Source organism: Staphylococcus sp. HMSC34G04, from assembly GCF_001838765.1.
Classification (GTDB): Bacteria; Bacillota; Bacilli; order Staphylococcales; family Staphylococcaceae; genus Staphylococcus; species Staphylococcus epidermidis.
Map to the genome: position 1 here is coordinate 379,802 of NZ_KV838739.1, position 15,896 is coordinate 395,697.

18 protein-coding genes and 1 riboswitch are annotated in these 15,896 nt (G+C 30.0%); all 18 genes read right to left on the minus strand.

Annotated features, from left to right (window positions below):
* Nucleotides 1–524 precede the first annotated feature (524 nt).
* The 18 genes from gcvPB to HMPREF3241_RS08550 all read right to left on the minus strand — a co-directional run bounded on the left by gcvPB (nucleotide 525) and on the right by HMPREF3241_RS08550 (nucleotide 15,558).
* Nucleotides 525–2,033: an aminomethyl-transferring glycine dehydrogenase subunit GcvPB gene (gene gcvPB / locus HMPREF3241_RS08470; RefSeq protein WP_002446525.1), complete on the minus strand. Its 1,509-nt coding sequence runs from the start codon at nucleotides 2,031–2,033 to the stop codon at nucleotides 525–527.
* The gene (gene gcvPA / locus HMPREF3241_RS08475; protein WP_002446526.1) at nucleotides 2,026–3,372 is read right to left on the minus strand and encodes an aminomethyl-transferring glycine dehydrogenase subunit GcvPA; all 1,347 of its coding nucleotides are present in this window, start codon (nucleotides 3,370–3,372) and stop codon (nucleotides 2,026–2,028) included. Before gcvPA ends, gcvPB begins: the two co-directional genes overlap by 8 nt.
* 19 nt (nucleotides 3,373–3,391) lie before the next feature.
* On the minus strand, nucleotides 3,392–4,483 hold the full coding sequence (gene gcvT / locus HMPREF3241_RS08480) for a glycine cleavage system aminomethyltransferase GcvT (RefSeq protein WP_002457722.1): 1,092 nt from the start codon (nucleotides 4,481–4,483) through the stop codon (nucleotides 3,392–3,394).
* Nucleotides 4,484–4,561: 78 nt separating this feature from the next.
* Nucleotides 4,562–4,704: riboswitch (glycine riboswitch) on the minus strand.
* Nucleotides 4,701–5,213 (minus strand): shikimate kinase, encoded by a 513-nt coding sequence (locus HMPREF3241_RS08485; RefSeq protein WP_002457723.1) that lies wholly within the window; start codon nucleotides 5,211–5,213, stop codon nucleotides 4,701–4,703. Its footprint overlaps the riboswitch before it by 4 nt.
* A gap of 164 nt (nucleotides 5,214–5,377) precedes the next feature.
* Entirely contained in the window at nucleotides 5,378–5,869 is a 492-nt protein-coding gene (locus tag HMPREF3241_RS08490) for a competence type IV pilus minor pilin ComGF (RefSeq protein WP_070853594.1), read from the minus strand.
* Nucleotides 5,793–6,086 carry a hypothetical protein gene (locus HMPREF3241_RS12350; RefSeq protein ID WP_002446530.1) on the minus strand — a complete coding sequence of 98 codons (294 nt, stop codon included), beginning with the start codon at nucleotides 6,084–6,086 and terminating at the stop codon, nucleotides 5,793–5,795. Before HMPREF3241_RS12350 ends, HMPREF3241_RS08490 begins: the two co-directional genes overlap by 77 nt.
* Nucleotides 6,073–6,510, minus strand: a complete 438-nt coding sequence (gene comGD, locus HMPREF3241_RS08495; RefSeq protein ID WP_002446531.1) for a competence type IV pilus minor pilin ComGD — start codon at nucleotides 6,508–6,510, stop codon at nucleotides 6,073–6,075. Before comGD ends, HMPREF3241_RS12350 begins: the two co-directional genes overlap by 14 nt.
* On the minus strand, nucleotides 6,500–6,817 hold the full coding sequence (gene comGC, locus HMPREF3241_RS08500; protein WP_002446532.1) for a competence type IV pilus major pilin ComGC: 318 nt from the start codon (nucleotides 6,815–6,817) through the stop codon (nucleotides 6,500–6,502). Before comGC ends, comGD begins: the two co-directional genes overlap by 11 nt.
* A 17-nt stretch (nucleotides 6,818–6,834) precedes the next feature.
* Nucleotides 6,835–7,902: a competence type IV pilus assembly protein ComGB gene (gene comGB / locus HMPREF3241_RS08505; RefSeq protein ID WP_002446533.1), complete on the minus strand. Its 1,068-nt coding sequence runs from the start codon at nucleotides 7,900–7,902 to the stop codon at nucleotides 6,835–6,837.
* Nucleotides 7,874–8,848, minus strand: coding sequence for a competence type IV pilus ATPase ComGA (gene comGA, locus HMPREF3241_RS08510; RefSeq protein WP_002446534.1), 975 nt, complete (start codon nucleotides 8,846–8,848; stop codon nucleotides 7,874–7,876). Before comGA ends, comGB begins: the two co-directional genes overlap by 29 nt.
* Before the next feature lie 56 nt (nucleotides 8,849–8,904).
* On the minus strand, nucleotides 8,905–9,528 hold the full coding sequence (locus HMPREF3241_RS08515; RefSeq protein WP_002446535.1) for an MBL fold metallo-hydrolase: 624 nt from the start codon (nucleotides 9,526–9,528) through the stop codon (nucleotides 8,905–8,907).
* Nucleotides 9,528–9,854: an MTH1187 family thiamine-binding protein gene (locus HMPREF3241_RS08520; protein ID WP_070853595.1), complete on the minus strand. Its 327-nt coding sequence runs from the start codon at nucleotides 9,852–9,854 to the stop codon at nucleotides 9,528–9,530. Before HMPREF3241_RS08520 ends, HMPREF3241_RS08515 begins: the two co-directional genes overlap by 1 nt.
* Entirely contained in the window at nucleotides 9,854–10,840 is a 987-nt protein-coding gene (locus HMPREF3241_RS08525; protein WP_002446536.1) for an ROK family glucokinase, read from the minus strand. The genes HMPREF3241_RS08520 and HMPREF3241_RS08525 overlap by 1 nt, the downstream gene beginning before the upstream one ends.
* Complete coding sequence (locus HMPREF3241_RS08530) at nucleotides 10,840–11,040, minus strand: YqgQ family protein (RefSeq protein ID WP_002446537.1); 201 nt, start codon at nucleotides 11,038–11,040, stop codon at nucleotides 10,840–10,842. The genes HMPREF3241_RS08525 and HMPREF3241_RS08530 overlap by 1 nt, the downstream gene beginning before the upstream one ends.
* Nucleotides 11,024–12,484, minus strand: coding sequence for a rhomboid family protein (locus HMPREF3241_RS08535; protein WP_070853596.1), 1,461 nt, complete (start codon nucleotides 12,482–12,484; stop codon nucleotides 11,024–11,026). Before HMPREF3241_RS08535 ends, HMPREF3241_RS08530 begins: the two co-directional genes overlap by 17 nt.
* Nucleotides 12,485–13,036 (minus strand): 5-formyltetrahydrofolate cyclo-ligase, encoded by a 552-nt coding sequence (locus HMPREF3241_RS08540; protein WP_002446539.1) that lies wholly within the window; start codon nucleotides 13,034–13,036, stop codon nucleotides 12,485–12,487.
* Between the two features lie 180 nt (nucleotides 13,037–13,216).
* On the minus strand, nucleotides 13,217–13,366 hold the full coding sequence (gene rpmG / locus HMPREF3241_RS08545) for a 50S ribosomal protein L33 (protein ID WP_001830957.1): 150 nt from the start codon (nucleotides 13,364–13,366) through the stop codon (nucleotides 13,217–13,219).
* Nucleotides 13,367–13,470: 104 nt separating this feature from the next.
* On the minus strand, nucleotides 13,471–15,558 hold the full coding sequence (locus tag HMPREF3241_RS08550) for a peptidoglycan D,D-transpeptidase FtsI family protein (protein ID WP_002475076.1): 2,088 nt from the start codon (nucleotides 15,556–15,558) through the stop codon (nucleotides 13,471–13,473).
* Nucleotides 15,559–15,896: the final 338 nt, after the last annotated feature.

The window sequence follows — 15,896 nt, forward strand, 5'->3', positions numbered from 1 at the left end:
GGTAGAGTAAGTTGAGTCATGTTATAATCTTTGTGCATAAGGCTCTACGTTAATTTAGTTTATTGGTATCTATTAAATTATACGAATGGGCCTTATTTTTTAAAGTATTTCAATGTAAAATTACATATAAACACAAAGTATGTTGGCGAGACTCTTGAGGGAACAGGACAAGCTGAAGACTACAGGCTGAAGCTGTCCCCTAAGAAAGCGAGCCAACAATAAGAAGAATTGTAAATAAAGAAGCCAGTAAATGAATTATAAAAAACTCATTTACTGGCTTCTTTATTTATATAATTTTCATATTGAGAACGACTCGTCATCAAAAGGTACCGTCTCAGCCCGTATAGAGGATTGGCGCACCTTTCTCAAAAATATCATAAAAAAGCTACGTATTAACATCAAATCTAATTTTTAAATGCTTTAAAAAAGATATTTTCTATTTAGTAAAAGATTAGTATAAGTTAACTTTTGATTATTGTAACTTATAGAAGTTTTAGCTAGTATAAAGATTTCTTTTTAGTGATTTAATTATTTTCAGAATCAATATTTGTGTGTTCTTTATACTTTTCGTTCTTAAGTTCTTCAAATTTAAGAATTGGTTTTCGTGCTGCAGTCGTCTCATCTAATCGGTCAATTATAGTTGTATGTGGTGCTTCTAAAACTTTATCTGGATCATTTTTTGTTTCATTAGCGATTTGAATCATCGCATCAATAAAGTAATCAAGTGTTTCTTTAGATTCAGTTTCTGTTGGCTCAATCATCATTCCTTCTTCGACATTGAGAGGAAAATATATTGTAGGTGGATGCACACCAAAATCTAACAGTCGTTTAGCCATATCTAATGTTCTGACACCATATTGTTTTTGTAAAGTTCCACTTAATACAAATTCATGTTTACAATATTGATTGAACGGAATTTCAAAGTGATTTTTAAGGCGAGATTTAATATAATTCGCATTAAGAACGGCAGCTTCAGATACTTCTTTTAAACCATTGGCTCCCATTGATCTGATATAAGTATATGCTCTTAAATAAATACCGAAATTTCCGTAAAACGGTTTTACTCGTCCAATTGAATTTGGAATATCATTGTCATATTTATATCTATCATTATCTTTTATAACCATAGGCTTAGGTAGATAACTGGCTAATTTCTCTACTACTCCAACTGGTCCTGATCCTGGTCCACCACCGCCATGAGGACCAGTGAATGTTTTGTGCAAATTAAGATGTACTGCATCAAAGCCCATATCACCAGGACGTACTTTATCTAAAATAGCATTTAAATTTGCCCCATCGTAATATAATAAACCACCTGCTTCATGAACGATTTTCCCAATTTCAATAATATTCTGTTCAAATATACCTAATGTATTTGGATTAGTTAACATGATTGCAGCTGTATTGTCGTTTACTACTCTTTTTAAATCTTCTATGTCAACTTCCCCACGTTGATTAGATTTTACAGTTACTGATTTAAATCCAGCAAATGAGGCAGAAGCAGGATTAGTACCATGTGCTGAATCAGGTACTATTACTTCATCTCGATGGCTTTGTCCATTTTTTTCATGATAAGCTTTAAAAATCATTAAAGCGGTCCATTCACCATGCGCACCTGCAGCAGGTTGTAGGGTAACTTCATCCATACCAGTAATTTCTTTCAATTCTTCTTGTAAACTATATATAATTTCAAGAGAACCTTGGACGTGTTCTTCTTCTTGTAAAGGATGAGATTCACTAAAACCAGAAATACGAGCTACCTTTTCATTAATTTTAGGATTATATTTCATCGTACATGAACCTAATGGATAAAATCCAGTATCAACCCCGAAATTTTTATTTGATAGTTCAGTGTAATGTCTAACTAAATCTAATTCTGAAACCTCAGGAAACTCAGCCTTATGTTTACGAATATACTTATCATCTAAGAGTGAAGCAATATTGATATTTTCAATGTCATTTTGTGGTAAAGAATACGCATATCTATCTTTTTTGGATCTTTCAAATATTAAAGGGCTTGATTTACTAATCATTTAACTCACCTGCTTTCATAACAAAATCATCTATTTCATCTTTAGATCTTAACTCTGTAACTGCGACTAACATATGGTTTTTAAAATCATCTGATACTTCACCTAAGTCAAAACCACCAATGTACCCATATTCTGCTAATTTAAGATTAATATTTTTTATTGGTTGATTAAATTTGACTACAAATTCATTAAAAGATTGTGCTTTTAGTACCTCAAAACCATGCTCTTCAAACTTATTTTTAGCATAATTAGCATTTATAAGATTTTGAACTGCAATTTCATAAATCCCTTGTTTACCTAAAGCAGACATTGCTATTGAAGATGCAAGTGCATTTAAAGCTTGATTTGAACAAATATTAGAAGTGGCTTTATCACGACGGATATGTTGTTCTCTAGCTTGTAAGGTGAGAACAAATCCACGATTACCTTCGTCATCTTGAGTTTGTCCAACTAATCGACCAGGTACTTTTCTCATTAATTTCTTTGTTGTAGCAAAATATCCACAATGTGGACCCCCAAATTGGGTAGGAATACCAAAAGGCTGTGTATCTCCCACTACTATGTCTGCCCCGAATGTACCTGGTGGTGTTAGTAATCCTAAAGAAAGTGGATTGGCGTATACGATAAATAAAGCTTTCTTATCCTTTATATAATTATTAATTTGTTCTAAATCTTCAATAGAACCATAAAAGTTTGGATATTGTACAGCGACAGCTGCTGTGTTGTCATCGATAAGTTGTTCTAATTTTTCTAAATCAGTAATAGTACCTTTAAGGTCAACTTCAATTATTTCAAATTCATCACGAGTTTTGGCGTATGTGTGTAGAATTTGTAAGGCTTGATAATGTAGTCCACTTGAAACTACAATTTTATTTTTTTTCGTATGACTTAGCGCCAATATACATGCTTCAGCAAAACTAGTCATACCATCATACATAGAAGAATTTGCTACATCCATATCTGTTAATTCACAAATGAGTGTTTGAAATTCAAAAATTGCTTGTAACTCACCTTGAGAAATTTCAGGTTGATAAGGTGTATATGCGGTGTAGAATTCAGATCTTGAAATCATTGCATCGACAACAGCAGGAGTATAATGATCATAAACGCCCGCACCCAGAAATGTTGCATGTGTTTCTTTAGTTGTATTTTTAGCTGCGAGACGATTTAACCTTCTAAGTAATATCGTCTCCGCTTCGCTTTCGGCAATGTTTAAATTTCTTTTTAATAAAATATCTGTAGGTATATCATCAAATAATTCGGAAATAGACTTTGCCCCAATACTATTTAGCATTTCATTTTTATCTTGTTCAGTTAATGGTATATAACGATGACTCAATATTTACACCCCTTTAAATTTATTTCTCAATTTGATTTTTTTTAACTATTTTTGCCTCAACTTGACGCTTACGTATTTGCACTATTACTTTTTTGCCCATTTCAAATGCACCTCTATCTATTATTGCAAGTGCTATAGATTTACCAGAAGATGGGGATTGTGTTCCTGATGTAACGAAACCAATTTGATTACTATTTTCATCTAGTACTTCATAACCTGTTCTAGCAATGCCTTTACCTAATAGTTCAAGACCTACTGTTCTACGCTCGGAACCATTTTCCTTTTGAGCTTTGAGTACTGATTTGCCAATAAAATCATTTGCAATTAACGGTTTAGCAGCGAAGGCTATTCCTCCTTCATAAGGAGTAATTGATTCAGATAAATCTTGACCATGTAAAGGTAATCCAGCTTCAAGTCTTAGAGTATCACGAGCACCTAAACCGCATGGTGTAACATCGTATTTTAATAATTGTTCCCATATATCCTTAGTATCTTCTTGCTTACAGTAAATTTCAAAGCCATCTTCTCCAGTATAACCAGACTGCGAAAGAATAATAGATTTACCAAAAAGTTGTACATTCTGTTTAAATTCAAACATTGCCATATGGCTTACATCTACATCCACTAATTCATTTATCAATGCTCTTGAACGAGGACCTTGAATAGCTAATTGTCCGTATTTGTCTGAAGTATTGCTTACATCTACGGTGAAATTAGAGCTATGTTTTTTAATCCATTGATAATCTTTATTGGTATTTGCAGCATTTACAATAAGCAAGTAGTGGTTTTCATTAAGTTTATATGTAACTAAATCATCAATGACTCCACCTTCTTCATTACATAAAGCACTATACATTGCTTTATCATTTGTTAGAAGATTTGTATCATTAGAAAGGATGTATTGTATAAATTGTTCTGCATCTTTACCACTAATCTCTATCTCTCCCATATGACTTACATCAAAAAGACCAACATTATATCTAACTGCGTTATGTTCTTCTTTGATACTTGAGAATTGAACAGGCATTGCCCATCCACCAAACTCAACAATTTTAGCACCACTATCAACGTAATTTTGATATAAAGGTGTTTTTTTCAAATCTGTTGTCATACTTGTACCCCCAATTAATAATTTTTAAAAAACAGGATAGCATAAAGCTACCCTGTTTTAATACTCATTTCAGGAATGCGTCACAGTATTATCCTTTTGCCTGAGAGTTTCGTTATTTCACTTGCACCTTCGGCGATAGAGAGTCAAAATTGTAATAGACTATAATCGTTTAACTCATAATGATTCAAGTTTTGATCTCTATTCTCTCTAATACTGATCAATCGCTTAATAATTTTGTTTTAATTAAAGTACAAATTTCAGAGACACTCTGTGCACTATCAACTTTCATGAATGCGATTTCATTATATCTTGAAAGTCTTGAAGAATACAAGGCATCAAGTTGGTTAAGATTTTTACTTTTAGCATTGGGTCGATGTGAATCATTTTTAACTCGTTTGAAAATGATTTCAATGTCACAATCTAGCCAAACCACATGCTTTTGGCTTTTTAAGAGCTTTAATGAATTCGTATCTTCTATAATACCTCCTCCAGTTGAAATAATATCGAAAGTATTGAGACATGCTTTTAGGTACTTTGTCTCCAATGATCTAAAACCTTTTTCTCCGATATCATTAAATATATCAGGTATAGATTTACATTCATTTACTTCAATAAAATTATCTAAATCCACATAACTTAAATTATATAAATCTGAAAGATATTTTCCAACAGTGGTTTTACCAGTTCCCATGAAACCAACTAAAATAATAGGCACTTGAATACTCTTCAAATTAATCTACCTCTTTTAACTTATTAACGATAACTTTATTGTAGTAAACATCTAAGTTATGTATTGTCTTTAATTTTAAACTATATTGAGAGATATAAAAAGATATAATTGATAAATAAATTGAAAAAATTACTATTAAATATAAACTAATGAACGCTTTTTGGCTATAAAAAAAGGATTTCTTTGTGTTTATCGTTCGCATCTCCTGTTGTTATTAATAATTTCACTATATTATCGTTCGTTTTTAATATACGAGTAGATAAGACATGATTTAACAATGTAATATTACCTCTTTGATTAATATTTTTGTAAATTTTACGGTTCTTATAAATATACCTAATAACATCTTTATTTTTCTTAAGTTTAATTGTATATGCATTTTCGATCTCATAATTGTTTTTAGTCGTCATTTTCTCTTTAAGTAAATCTCTTCTAAAAAATTCAAATTGAATATCTTCGTTATTTTGAACAGTATTTAGATAAAATGAAGTCAATTTAAGTATAGTAGGTAATAAAGTGAGTATTAAAGTAGTCACAAATAAAGCAAATAATGCTTCGATGTAGGTAAATGCTTTTATATTAAATAGAAATACATGTTCGCGTATTAAATGCTTTATCCGCCCCACATATTTTATGATTGAATAATTGTATTTCATAATTTTCTATTACAACCCCTTGATAAAGTTCTTTCTTTTTATAGTGTTGAAGACTAGTTATCATGATTTGCTTGATTTTTATGTTATTTAAATTGATAAGATACTGATTGTTTAAGTTTGAAAACATAGGTATTAAAATCATTGTTATTGTACTAACTATAAAAAAGGCTAGCAATGCATCAATAATTAAAGACCCTTTAAATTTATATTTTGACAAATCTCAAACGCCCCTTTTCAATATGGAAGATTAATCTATAAGCATGTGAATTATATTGTAAAATGAGCGAACCAAAATGATTGATATTTCCATTTTTATCAAAATTTAATGTTTGAATTTTAGCTATATTAGTCACTTTTCCTTTATTAAGTTTAAAACTATATTTATCTCCATTTTCTTCAACTACTTGTACTCTATTTGAATTATTAAAAAATAATAAAGTTATCGATTCATTGTTGCTAATAGCTTTAGATTTATAGTAATTAAATTTTGTTATTAATTGCTTAATTTCATGTTCTTCATCAATTAGCTGAATGTCGAATAGGTTTCGTGACCATAAAGTTGTTATCAACAAGCAACTGATAATAAACAAAGTAAAAATCATCTCGACTAAACTAAATGCTTTAATGTTTTTAATTGGCAACTGCCTCTCCATTTGCAATACTAATTGTCTGACCGGATTTACATGTTTTTTGTCCTTCTTTTATAAAACCATCTGAAACCAAATCATCAATATTAGAAGGGTTGCGGTTATGTTTTAAAGCGTAGGCTTCTATTTGACTGTTTACCATTTTAACTTGAGCATCACATCCAGTTGACTGAATATGAGATGTTTGTTTTGCAATATTTGGAATTATAAGTATTAATAATAAACTGATTATTAGTAATACTAAAAGCATTTCTATCAAGGTAAATGCTCGTGTTTGTTTCAATAATTTCAATGTTTTCATTGATGTCACTCCTCAAATTATTTTATTGTTTGCATAAGTTCGAACATAGGAAGCATAATGACTAAGTATAAAGATACAATAAAAATTCCCAAGATAAAGAAGATGATAGGTTGTATAAATTTTGTTTGTTTTAACACTTTTTCCTCAAATTGCTGTAATAACATTTGACTGTATAATTTTAATTCTATATCTAATTTTCCATTTTTCTCTCCTTGTTCTATGAATTTAATTAAATCATTTTGAAAACATTGTAGATTCATTAATATAGTAGGTAACGGGAGCCCTCTATTAGCTTCTTTAAAAAGACAATTACCCAGAAATTTAAGAAATTCGTTATCTTGCTCATTACGATATATTTGGACAATTTGTTGAAGACTTGTACCATTTCTGTAAAATAAAGAAAGCTGATTGGAAAGTTGATAAGTTCTATATATTTTATAATACGTATTAATCATTGGGATTTTTAAAATAGATTTTAATTTTCTCTCAATTGGTAGATAATAGTAAAATTTATAAGTGATAAAAAATGCTATACCACTCATAAAGATAAAAATGAAAGTTAGCTTGGGAAGAAGGGTAATAATAAGAGTTAGTAGATTTTGAAATGTTGATAATTTAACATTCATAGTCTCATAAAGTTGTTGAAATTGAGGTATGACAGTTATATTTAAAATGGTTAATATGAATAAGAAGATAGAAATTAATGCAACAGGATATTGTAAGGTTTTGATGAGTCGTTTTTTAGCTTTCAAATTTCTTTTCATATATTGAACAGTATCAACGAGAGCCTCATCAATGTTACCGTAGTTTTCAGCAAATTTTATTTGAAGAAGAACTAATTCTGGATACCCTATCATTTTTAAAATATCATAACATGTAGCGCCGTTTTGTAGATGTTGGATAATCTTTTCATTTATTGTTCGTTCTTTATATTTAAAATAAGAGTTTAAAAATTTAAAACTTTGATATAAAGTGAATCCGTGACTTAAAAGCTGATGTAATCTCTGTAATAAGTTTATTGATTGTATTTCAGTAAGATATTTATTCCTCTTATATTTAAATGTATTTATCGACAACTTCTTCACATATAACACCTTCTTTAGACATTTTGTTTAAATGTGTAGATAATTTTGTGAAATTTTTAGGTAAAGAATGATTATGTTCAAAAAAATAATTGATTTGGCTTTGAAACATTAATTCCGATACTAGTTGACGAGTATTTGTAGTAGTAGTGATTAATCTTTGATTAGAAATTAAATTGATTGCCTGGCACAACTCTTGGACAGAAATACCCATTTCTAATAATCGTAATAATGCTCCCTTGCAATCATTCGCGTGCATTGTCGACAAAACTAAATGTCCACTTAAACTGGCTTGAATCACGTATTTAGCTACGGTAGAATCTCTGATTTCACCAATTAAAATTACGTCCGGATCACACCTTAAAATGGCTTTGAAAGAGCTTTCATAATTTATACCTGCCTTTTCATTAACTGATATTTGTGTGATTCCATTGAGTATTTGTTCTACTGGATCTTCAACTGATATTACATTTAAATTCAAATTTTGATGTGCATAAAGGACCATTTGGTACATTAAAGTACTTTTGCCAGAGCCAGTTGGCCCACTAAACAAAAGTAGACCTTGTTTCTTTTTCATGAAATGTTTAAAATCTTTAAATTCATATGATTCTCGTTTAGTTTGGAAGTATTGAGGTACTATACGAATTACACAACTTTCATTGCCTAATGATAACGGTAATGTAGAGATTCTTAAATAATATAAACGCTTCATCTTATAACTATATCTACCACTTTGTGCCCTATGCTGTGTTGATACATCTAACCCAGATTGAAACTTCATGTATATAAGTAATTTTTTATAAATTGGAAATGAAAGTGTATCATATATTGTGAGCTCATCTTTAATTCTTAGCTTAATTATAGTGTGTTCCTCACATGGTATAAAGTGTATGTCACTTGCTTCTTGCTTAATTGCATGATTGATAATCTGTTCAAATAAAATTTTCAAAAAAAATCACCTCCTACATATATAAACGTAGGAGGCGATTTTTTTACTCTCTAATATTAACCATTTATAAAAGGATTGAGTTGCTCATCGTCAACTGTGGTGTAAGGCCCATGTCCAGGGAAAAGTGGCATATCACCTTCTAATTCAAATAATTTATCTTTTATTGAATCAATTAATGTTTCATAATCTCCCTTATAAAGGTCTGTACGACCGATACCATTTTTGAACAGAGTATCGCCAACAACAGCAAAGTCATTAAAAACAAAACTAAGACTACCTGGAGAATGACCAGGCGTATGTAATACTTTGAATTTAAATCCTTCAATCTCTGCAGGACCCTCTGATAAACTTAATGGATTTGCGTGACTTTCTATTTTAGATAAACCATATTGTGTAAATTTAGATGAGCCATTTTTATCTGGATCAGTTAAAAAATCAAACTCATCTTTACTCATATAAACTGGAACCTGATATTTTTCAATAATATCATCTAATGCTCCGATATGATCATAGTGTGCATGTGTTAATAAAATTGCTTTTAAAGGTTTATTGATTTGATTTAATTTTTTAATTATTTTTTGACTTTCACTTGAGGGATCGATTAATATTACATTTTCTTCATTCTCAATGAAGTACGTATTAGTGTCAACGATTCCTAATGTTAAATTTGAAATTCGCATTATAATTCACCACTATAGTCTAGATGTTTTTGTACTGATTTTAATTTATCATTCATTTTTCTTGATTTATCTCGACGATCATCAATTCTAATATTTGTACAAACTCTATCTAATCCTTTATCAAAAGGTAATTCATGAATCGCTTGAATCACCTCAAAAAGATCTTTCAAATCACCTTCGATTAATGTATTCATTGGTGTTAATTGATAATCAATTTTCCCTTGTTGTTTAAATTCATTTAACTTTGTTTGGATTTCTGCTATATATTTACTTACACTAGGACCCTCTGTTCCTACTGGAATAACTACTACATCAACAATTGCCATTATTTAGCACCCTCTTTATCTATGATATATGTTTTGATAAGTCCAGCTGCACCAGTAATACCAGCATCATTCCCTAATTTAGCTTGTACTATCTCAGTATTATTTTGAGCTGGAGTAAAAGTTAAATTACGATATTCAGTTTTAATATTTTCTATAAGGATAAGTCCGGCAGTAGACATGCCCCCTCCTAGAACAATATATTTTGGATTACTAGTAACGCTAATGATACTGCATAAATAGCCGATATAATTTGCAACTTTTTCAGTTATAAATATACAGAATTGATCACCGGCTTTAGCTGCATCAAATACAGCTTTTGCTGTTACTTGGTTATCTTTAATAAGTTGTAAAATTGATGATTTAAACGTTAATTTAGGATAATAGAAATTAACTAAATTTACTACACCAGTAGCAGAAGCAACTGTTTCTATACACCCTGATTTACCACAATTGCATTGAAAACGTTGATCAAAATCAGCTCTTAAATGTCCAATTTCAGCGCCTGACCCATTGTGTCCATGTACGATTTCTCCATTAGAAATTATACCTCCACCAAGTCCGGTACCTAAAGTAATTGCTACTACATCATCAGCACCTTCACCGGCACCTTTATGTTTTTCTCCCAATGCAGCAACATTAGCATCATTATCAACATAAACTGGACAATTAACATATTGTTTGAAAATTTCTCTTACATTGACACTACCTGGCCAATGTAAATTAACAGCTCCGTATACAACTCCAGTATCAAAATCAACAGGTCCAGGAACACCAATACCGACTCCAACAACATTGTTAAAATCATATTTAAATTCTGCAACCTTTTCAGTAAAAGAATCATAAATGTTTTTTAAAAGTAACTCACCAGTGTGGTCACTTGTATCAGTATCAATAGACCATTTATGCAATTGTTCTAAATCCTTGTCAAATATCCCCAATTTACAAGTTGTTCCGCCTATATCGGCAGCTAAAATAATATCTGTCATTATTTTTCATTCCTTCTTTGATTTATTATCAGTATACAATTCAGATATTCATCCTTCGTTAACAATTGATAACTATATAAGGATTTAATCTCTTGTATCATCATTTCATACATATCATCTGGATTTTTAAAATAGATAATGAAACCATATGTTTTAAGTAATTGTAACACGTCATAAAAATTTTTAATTTTTCGCGTCATTAGATTTACTCAACTCTTTTTTTAAATTAACATATTTTTTATTATTAGGATTAATTGCTACAGCTTTTTTTATATATTTTAAAGCCTTTTTATCATCACTTAAAGAACGATTAGCTATAGCTAATTCATAATTAAGTACACCTGAATTTGGAAATTTTCTTAAACCTCTTTCCCATTCTGATACGGCCTCTGCTTGCGAGCTCTTAGTTGCAGTAATCAAACCACTAAGGTAATATGTTTCATCATCGGCGTAATTATTATTAAGTGTTTGCTTTACAACATGTTTTGCTTCGCTATAATTACCTTTAATCATTTCATCCCGAATTAATTTATCATAGATATTATCCTCACTTATAGTAAATATTCTAATTTGTAAAACAATGAATATAAGTAAAAATACAATCAAAAATGCCCAAAATAAAGAGCGATGTGTTTTGAAATAATAGCCTATTAATGTAATTAATACACCACTGATAAATCCACCTAAGTGTGCCATTATATTAATATTAGACATAAAAAGTGAAAAACCGATTAAAACAACCAATGCAATTAATAACTGGCCAATCATTTTTTTATTAAAATTCTTGCTTAAATACATAATCACAAAAATAGAACCAATTAAGCCAAATATTGCTCCACTAGCACCGACTGAAATTGTAGACGTATTAAAAGATAGAGAAACAAAATTTCCATATAATCCGGATATAATATAAATTATTAGCATTCGCCATGAACCAATGATTGATTCGACAATTTTACCAAAAATAAATAGAGAAAGCATATTCATTAAAATGTGTTCGAAATTAAAATGTAAGAACATTGACGAAATAAGTCTATACCATTCTCCATGTACAACATTAAAATGAACAAGTCCACCTACTTCTAATAGTTTAACATCAGAAAATCGATTTAAGTATAAAATCATACATAACCATATCACAATATTAATTAAGATAAGTGTATATGTAATAGGGGTAAAACGATGCATATGTTTATCAACAAGATTTTGTGTCAAAACTTTTCTTTTGTAATAAAGATAAGTCTTTTTATCTTCATTATTAATTAGCATTTTTATAAGTAAAAAGTTTATAGGGAGTGACTTTAAGCTTTGCTCATTGCTTAAAATTTTAAATTTCAGTTTAGTTGGTTTTTCTTCATTTAAATTTTCTTTTGAAAGCTCTTTATCCGTAAAATAATAAAATTCATAAGATTCAGGTAAATAACCGATGAATTGTTGTATTTCTTCAGGTCGTTCCATAATTTTTGATTTATCAAACCTAATCTCTTGGGTAGATGTAACATTTTTTCTAAAAACAACAATGGATTGTTTTCTCTTATGAGACAACCATATTTCATCGTCCCCTTTATCACGATAAATTACATTATAATTAAGATACCTAATCCAGTAATATAAGGCCTTCCAATAAAGTTTATTAATATTCATTTATTCCTCCACCACTTTATTGTGATAAATAATTAATTGCTCTACAGGTTGATCGTGTGGTTCTATATTGAATTGGGCTAACTGAAAATCATATAGTAAACTAACTGTATTACTTCTATGTTGGCTCAGGAATCGGTCATAATAACCACCACCATAACCTATTCGATAGCCCAATTTATCAAATGCAACCCCAGGTACTACAATTAAGTCCATTTTATTCGTTGTACCGACTGGGGAAATAGAATGATAAATACCTTTGCCATCTTTCTCGATATCCTCAATTGATAATAGTTGTTTAAAAGTCATTTCTTGCTGTTGATAATTTGTTTCAGGAACAAAAATTTTTTTATTATTATGTAGCGAATAAGTAATAATTGGATATGTATTAACTTCATGAGGCATCGATAAAACAATACCAATTTTGTTAGCTTTGCGATAAGCTTCACTTTGATATAATTTCTTAGCCAACCATTCATCAGCCAAATGTTTTTGTACTTTGTCGTAAGATTTCATCTTTTTAATTATATTTCTACGTAGTCCCTTTTTATCCATTTTATTCACCCATTTCGTTCACTTAACATTATAACGTTTATAGTAACTAATGTCATTAAGTTGGTATTTAAAGACAAAAAGTAAATGAAAAATCCCTTCAAAGTTTTCACTTTTATAAGTGGTTACTTTAAAGGGATTAAATCGATTTTATATCGTCATGTACAAATTTAAAAACATTAATTATTTAGTTTCACGATGTAAAGTATGTTTATTATCACGTGAACAATATTTTTTCATTTCTACACGTTCAGGATTATTTCTTTTGTTTTTTGTTGAGATATAATTTCTATCTCCACATTCTGTACAAGCTAATGTAACGTTTACGCGCATGAATTTCTCCTCCTTACCTTTTCAAAATACGACTTATTTATTATACCAATTACTTAACTAATTGCAAAGTATAATTTTATGATTAGTTAAGTTGACAATTTAAATTAATCTTCTTTCTCTTCGTTATTAGATCGAGAGTCATCTTTATTATCTTTATCTTTAAAATAGTAGTTGATTACGTCTCTACCTAAATCTCCACCATTTAACCAAGGTGGTGGAACAGGTTGATTTGTGTAGACAATTGAAAAAGATAATTTAGGATTATCGACGGGTGCATAACCGATATATGTTGAATTAACTCTAGGTTCTCCATCTTGAAAAACTTCAGCAGTCCCAGTTTTACCAGCTGAAGGTACTACAGTATTTCTAAAACTAGCATAACCCGTACCTTGCTTTTCATTGAAAGCCATTTTAAATCCTTCTTGAACTTCTTTAATTTCGTCACTTGAGTTATTTACCTTATTTAAAACATTACCCTTAATTTTACGTTTTAATGGGCCAGTTTCATCTTTATTAGTAGATTCATAAATAGACAATCCAATATGTGGTTGAATTCTATAGCCATCATTTGCAATAGTTGATACGTATTGGGACAACTGAAGTGGTGTATATGTGTCGTATTGTCCAATAGCTAAGTCTAAATAGTTACCAGGATTATTAGTTAAGGGCTCTATTTGGCCTGGCGTTTCGTTCGGTAAGTCAATGCCTGTTTTTAAGCCAAGACCTACTTGATTTAACCCTTTACGCAATTTACGACCCGCATCTGCTATATTATTAGGTAATGACATACCTGAAGTATAGGGGTCACCTGCTAATTTAAGTGCGGTTTTAAACATGTATACGTTTGATGAATGCATAAGTGCTTGTTTATCATCGATAGATACATGACCATTTTTATTAAAATATGATCGTTTAGTTAAACCACCTTGGAATTTTAATGGCTCATCTACCATAGTTTCTCCAACATTAATAGCTTTATTTTGGTACCCAGCTAATAATGTTCCTCCTTTTACTGAAGAACCGACCGTGTATTGAGCTGTAAAGTTGCCAATATCATAATCTTTGAGTTTACCCTGCTTATCAATTTGCTTCCCTGCCATAGCAAGTATGTCTCCATTTCTAGGATTTTGGACAACCATTAACGCATTGTCCATATCCTTAGCACCTTGACTACGTAACTTAGAAATTTGTTTTTCTAATAAAGATTCTACTTTTTTCTGTAAATCAATATCTATAGTTAATTGTAAATCATGACCTCTTGAACCAGGATTAAGTACTTCTGAACTTATTACTCTACCAGATTTATCAGTTGTATATTTCATTTGTTTCTTCGTGCCTTTAAGAACATCTTCGTATTGATATTCAAGATAAGATTTACCGACACGATCATTGCGTGAATAACCTTTTGATAAATATTGTTCGGTTAATTCTTTAGGTATACCTTCAGTCGAAGTCGACACATCTCCAAATATACCTCTTAAAGTATCACCGTATGGGTATTTTCTATCCCAATCCATTGTAGTGTTTACACCAGGTAATTTAGAAAGTTGTTGTGATACGGCTGCATATTCTTTCTCGCTTACGTCTTCATTTTTAATTGTTTGAGGATCTAGAGTTGACCCAGCATTCATTTCCCGATAAATTGCTAAAACTTGCAAATCTTTTTTAGTTAACTGTTTTAATTGTTTTTTTCCTATTTTATCTCTTAATTGTGTATCAAATTGTTCTTGTGAAATACTGCCATCTTCTAACATTAATTGTTCTTTTCTCATTAACTTTTTAGCAGATGACGGATACATTTGAATCCAAAAATCCTTTTTATCTCTCTCAGTAATTTTATCCGTATCCATTTTAATTAAATCTGTCAGTTTCTTAGCAGTATTTAACATTTCCTTTTGTGAAGTTTTACGGTTTCTAGTGTATGTAATAGACATCTTTGAAGCATTATCAACTAGTACTTTGCCATTTCTATCTAGTATTCTGCCTCTTGGTACTGATTCATTAACAGTTATATTTTCATCGTTTTTGATTAATTGTTTGTAATGAGATCCTTGTGCTATTTGTAAATAACCTAATCTCAATACGACTATAGCAAAGATAAATACTATAAATCCAAATATGAAATTGATTCTTTTATTCATGGTGTTTCTCATTTTTTCATCATTTGTTTTTTCTTTTAATCTTTTCAGCAAAACAACCTACCTCTATTCAAAGTCTCTCATACAAATGATATATGATATTAGATTATTTTTCTATCATTTTAACAAAAAAGAGACGCAGAAAAATTCCTTTATCAATTGATAATCAAATTTATAAATATACTTTTAAACAATAATCAATAATAAAAATTTTTACATCGGTTTCATCAGTATTGTAATTCAAACTAAATGCATATACTTTTATGTTAATTTAGATTTTAATAAAAATGGATATTAAGTAATGAATCTCATTTCTCACGTGTTGTAGATAGTATTTAGTTTTATATGTAATTAGCCCTTAGATGACGATCATCTAAGGGCTACAACAAAAA

What these genes read in the sequence shown, in the direction of transcription:
- gcvPB (WP_002446525.1), bottom strand. Translation starts at nt 2,033, where the DNA reads ATGATTAGTAAATCAAGCCCTTTAATATTTGAAAGATCCAAAAAAGAT.
- gcvT (WP_002457722.1), bottom strand. Translation starts at nt 4,483, where the DNA reads ATGACAACAGATTTGAAAAAAACACCTTTATATCAAAATTACGTTGAT.
- HMPREF3241_RS08490 (WP_070853594.1), bottom strand. Translation starts at nt 5,869, where the DNA reads ATGAAATACAATTATTCAATCATAAAATATGTGGGGCGGATAAAGCAT.
- comGC (WP_002446532.1), bottom strand. Translation starts at nt 6,817, where the DNA reads ATGAAAACATTGAAATTATTGAAACAAACACGAGCATTTACCTTGATA.
- HMPREF3241_RS08515 (WP_002446535.1), bottom strand. Translation starts at nt 9,528, where the DNA reads ATGCGAATTTCAAATTTAACATTAGGAATCGTTGACACTAATACGTAC.
- HMPREF3241_RS08520 (WP_070853595.1), bottom strand. Translation starts at nt 9,854, where the DNA reads ATGGCAATTGTTGATGTAGTAGTTATTCCAGTAGGAACAGAGGGTCCT.
- HMPREF3241_RS08525 (WP_002446536.1), bottom strand. Translation starts at nt 10,840, where the DNA reads ATGACAGATATTATTTTAGCTGCCGATATAGGCGGAACAACTTGTAAA.
- HMPREF3241_RS08530 (WP_002446537.1), bottom strand. Translation starts at nt 11,040, where the DNA reads ATGACGCGAAAAATTAAAAATTTTTATGACGTGTTACAATTACTTAAA.
- HMPREF3241_RS08535 (WP_070853596.1), bottom strand. Translation starts at nt 12,484, where the DNA reads ATGAATATTAATAAACTTTATTGGAAGGCCTTATATTACTGGATTAGG.
- HMPREF3241_RS08540 (WP_002446539.1), bottom strand. Translation starts at nt 13,036, where the DNA reads ATGGATAAAAAGGGACTACGTAGAAATATAATTAAAAAGATGAAATCT.
- rpmG (WP_001830957.1), bottom strand. Translation starts at nt 13,366, where the DNA reads ATGCGCGTAAACGTTACATTAGCTTGTACAGAATGTGGAGATAGAAAT.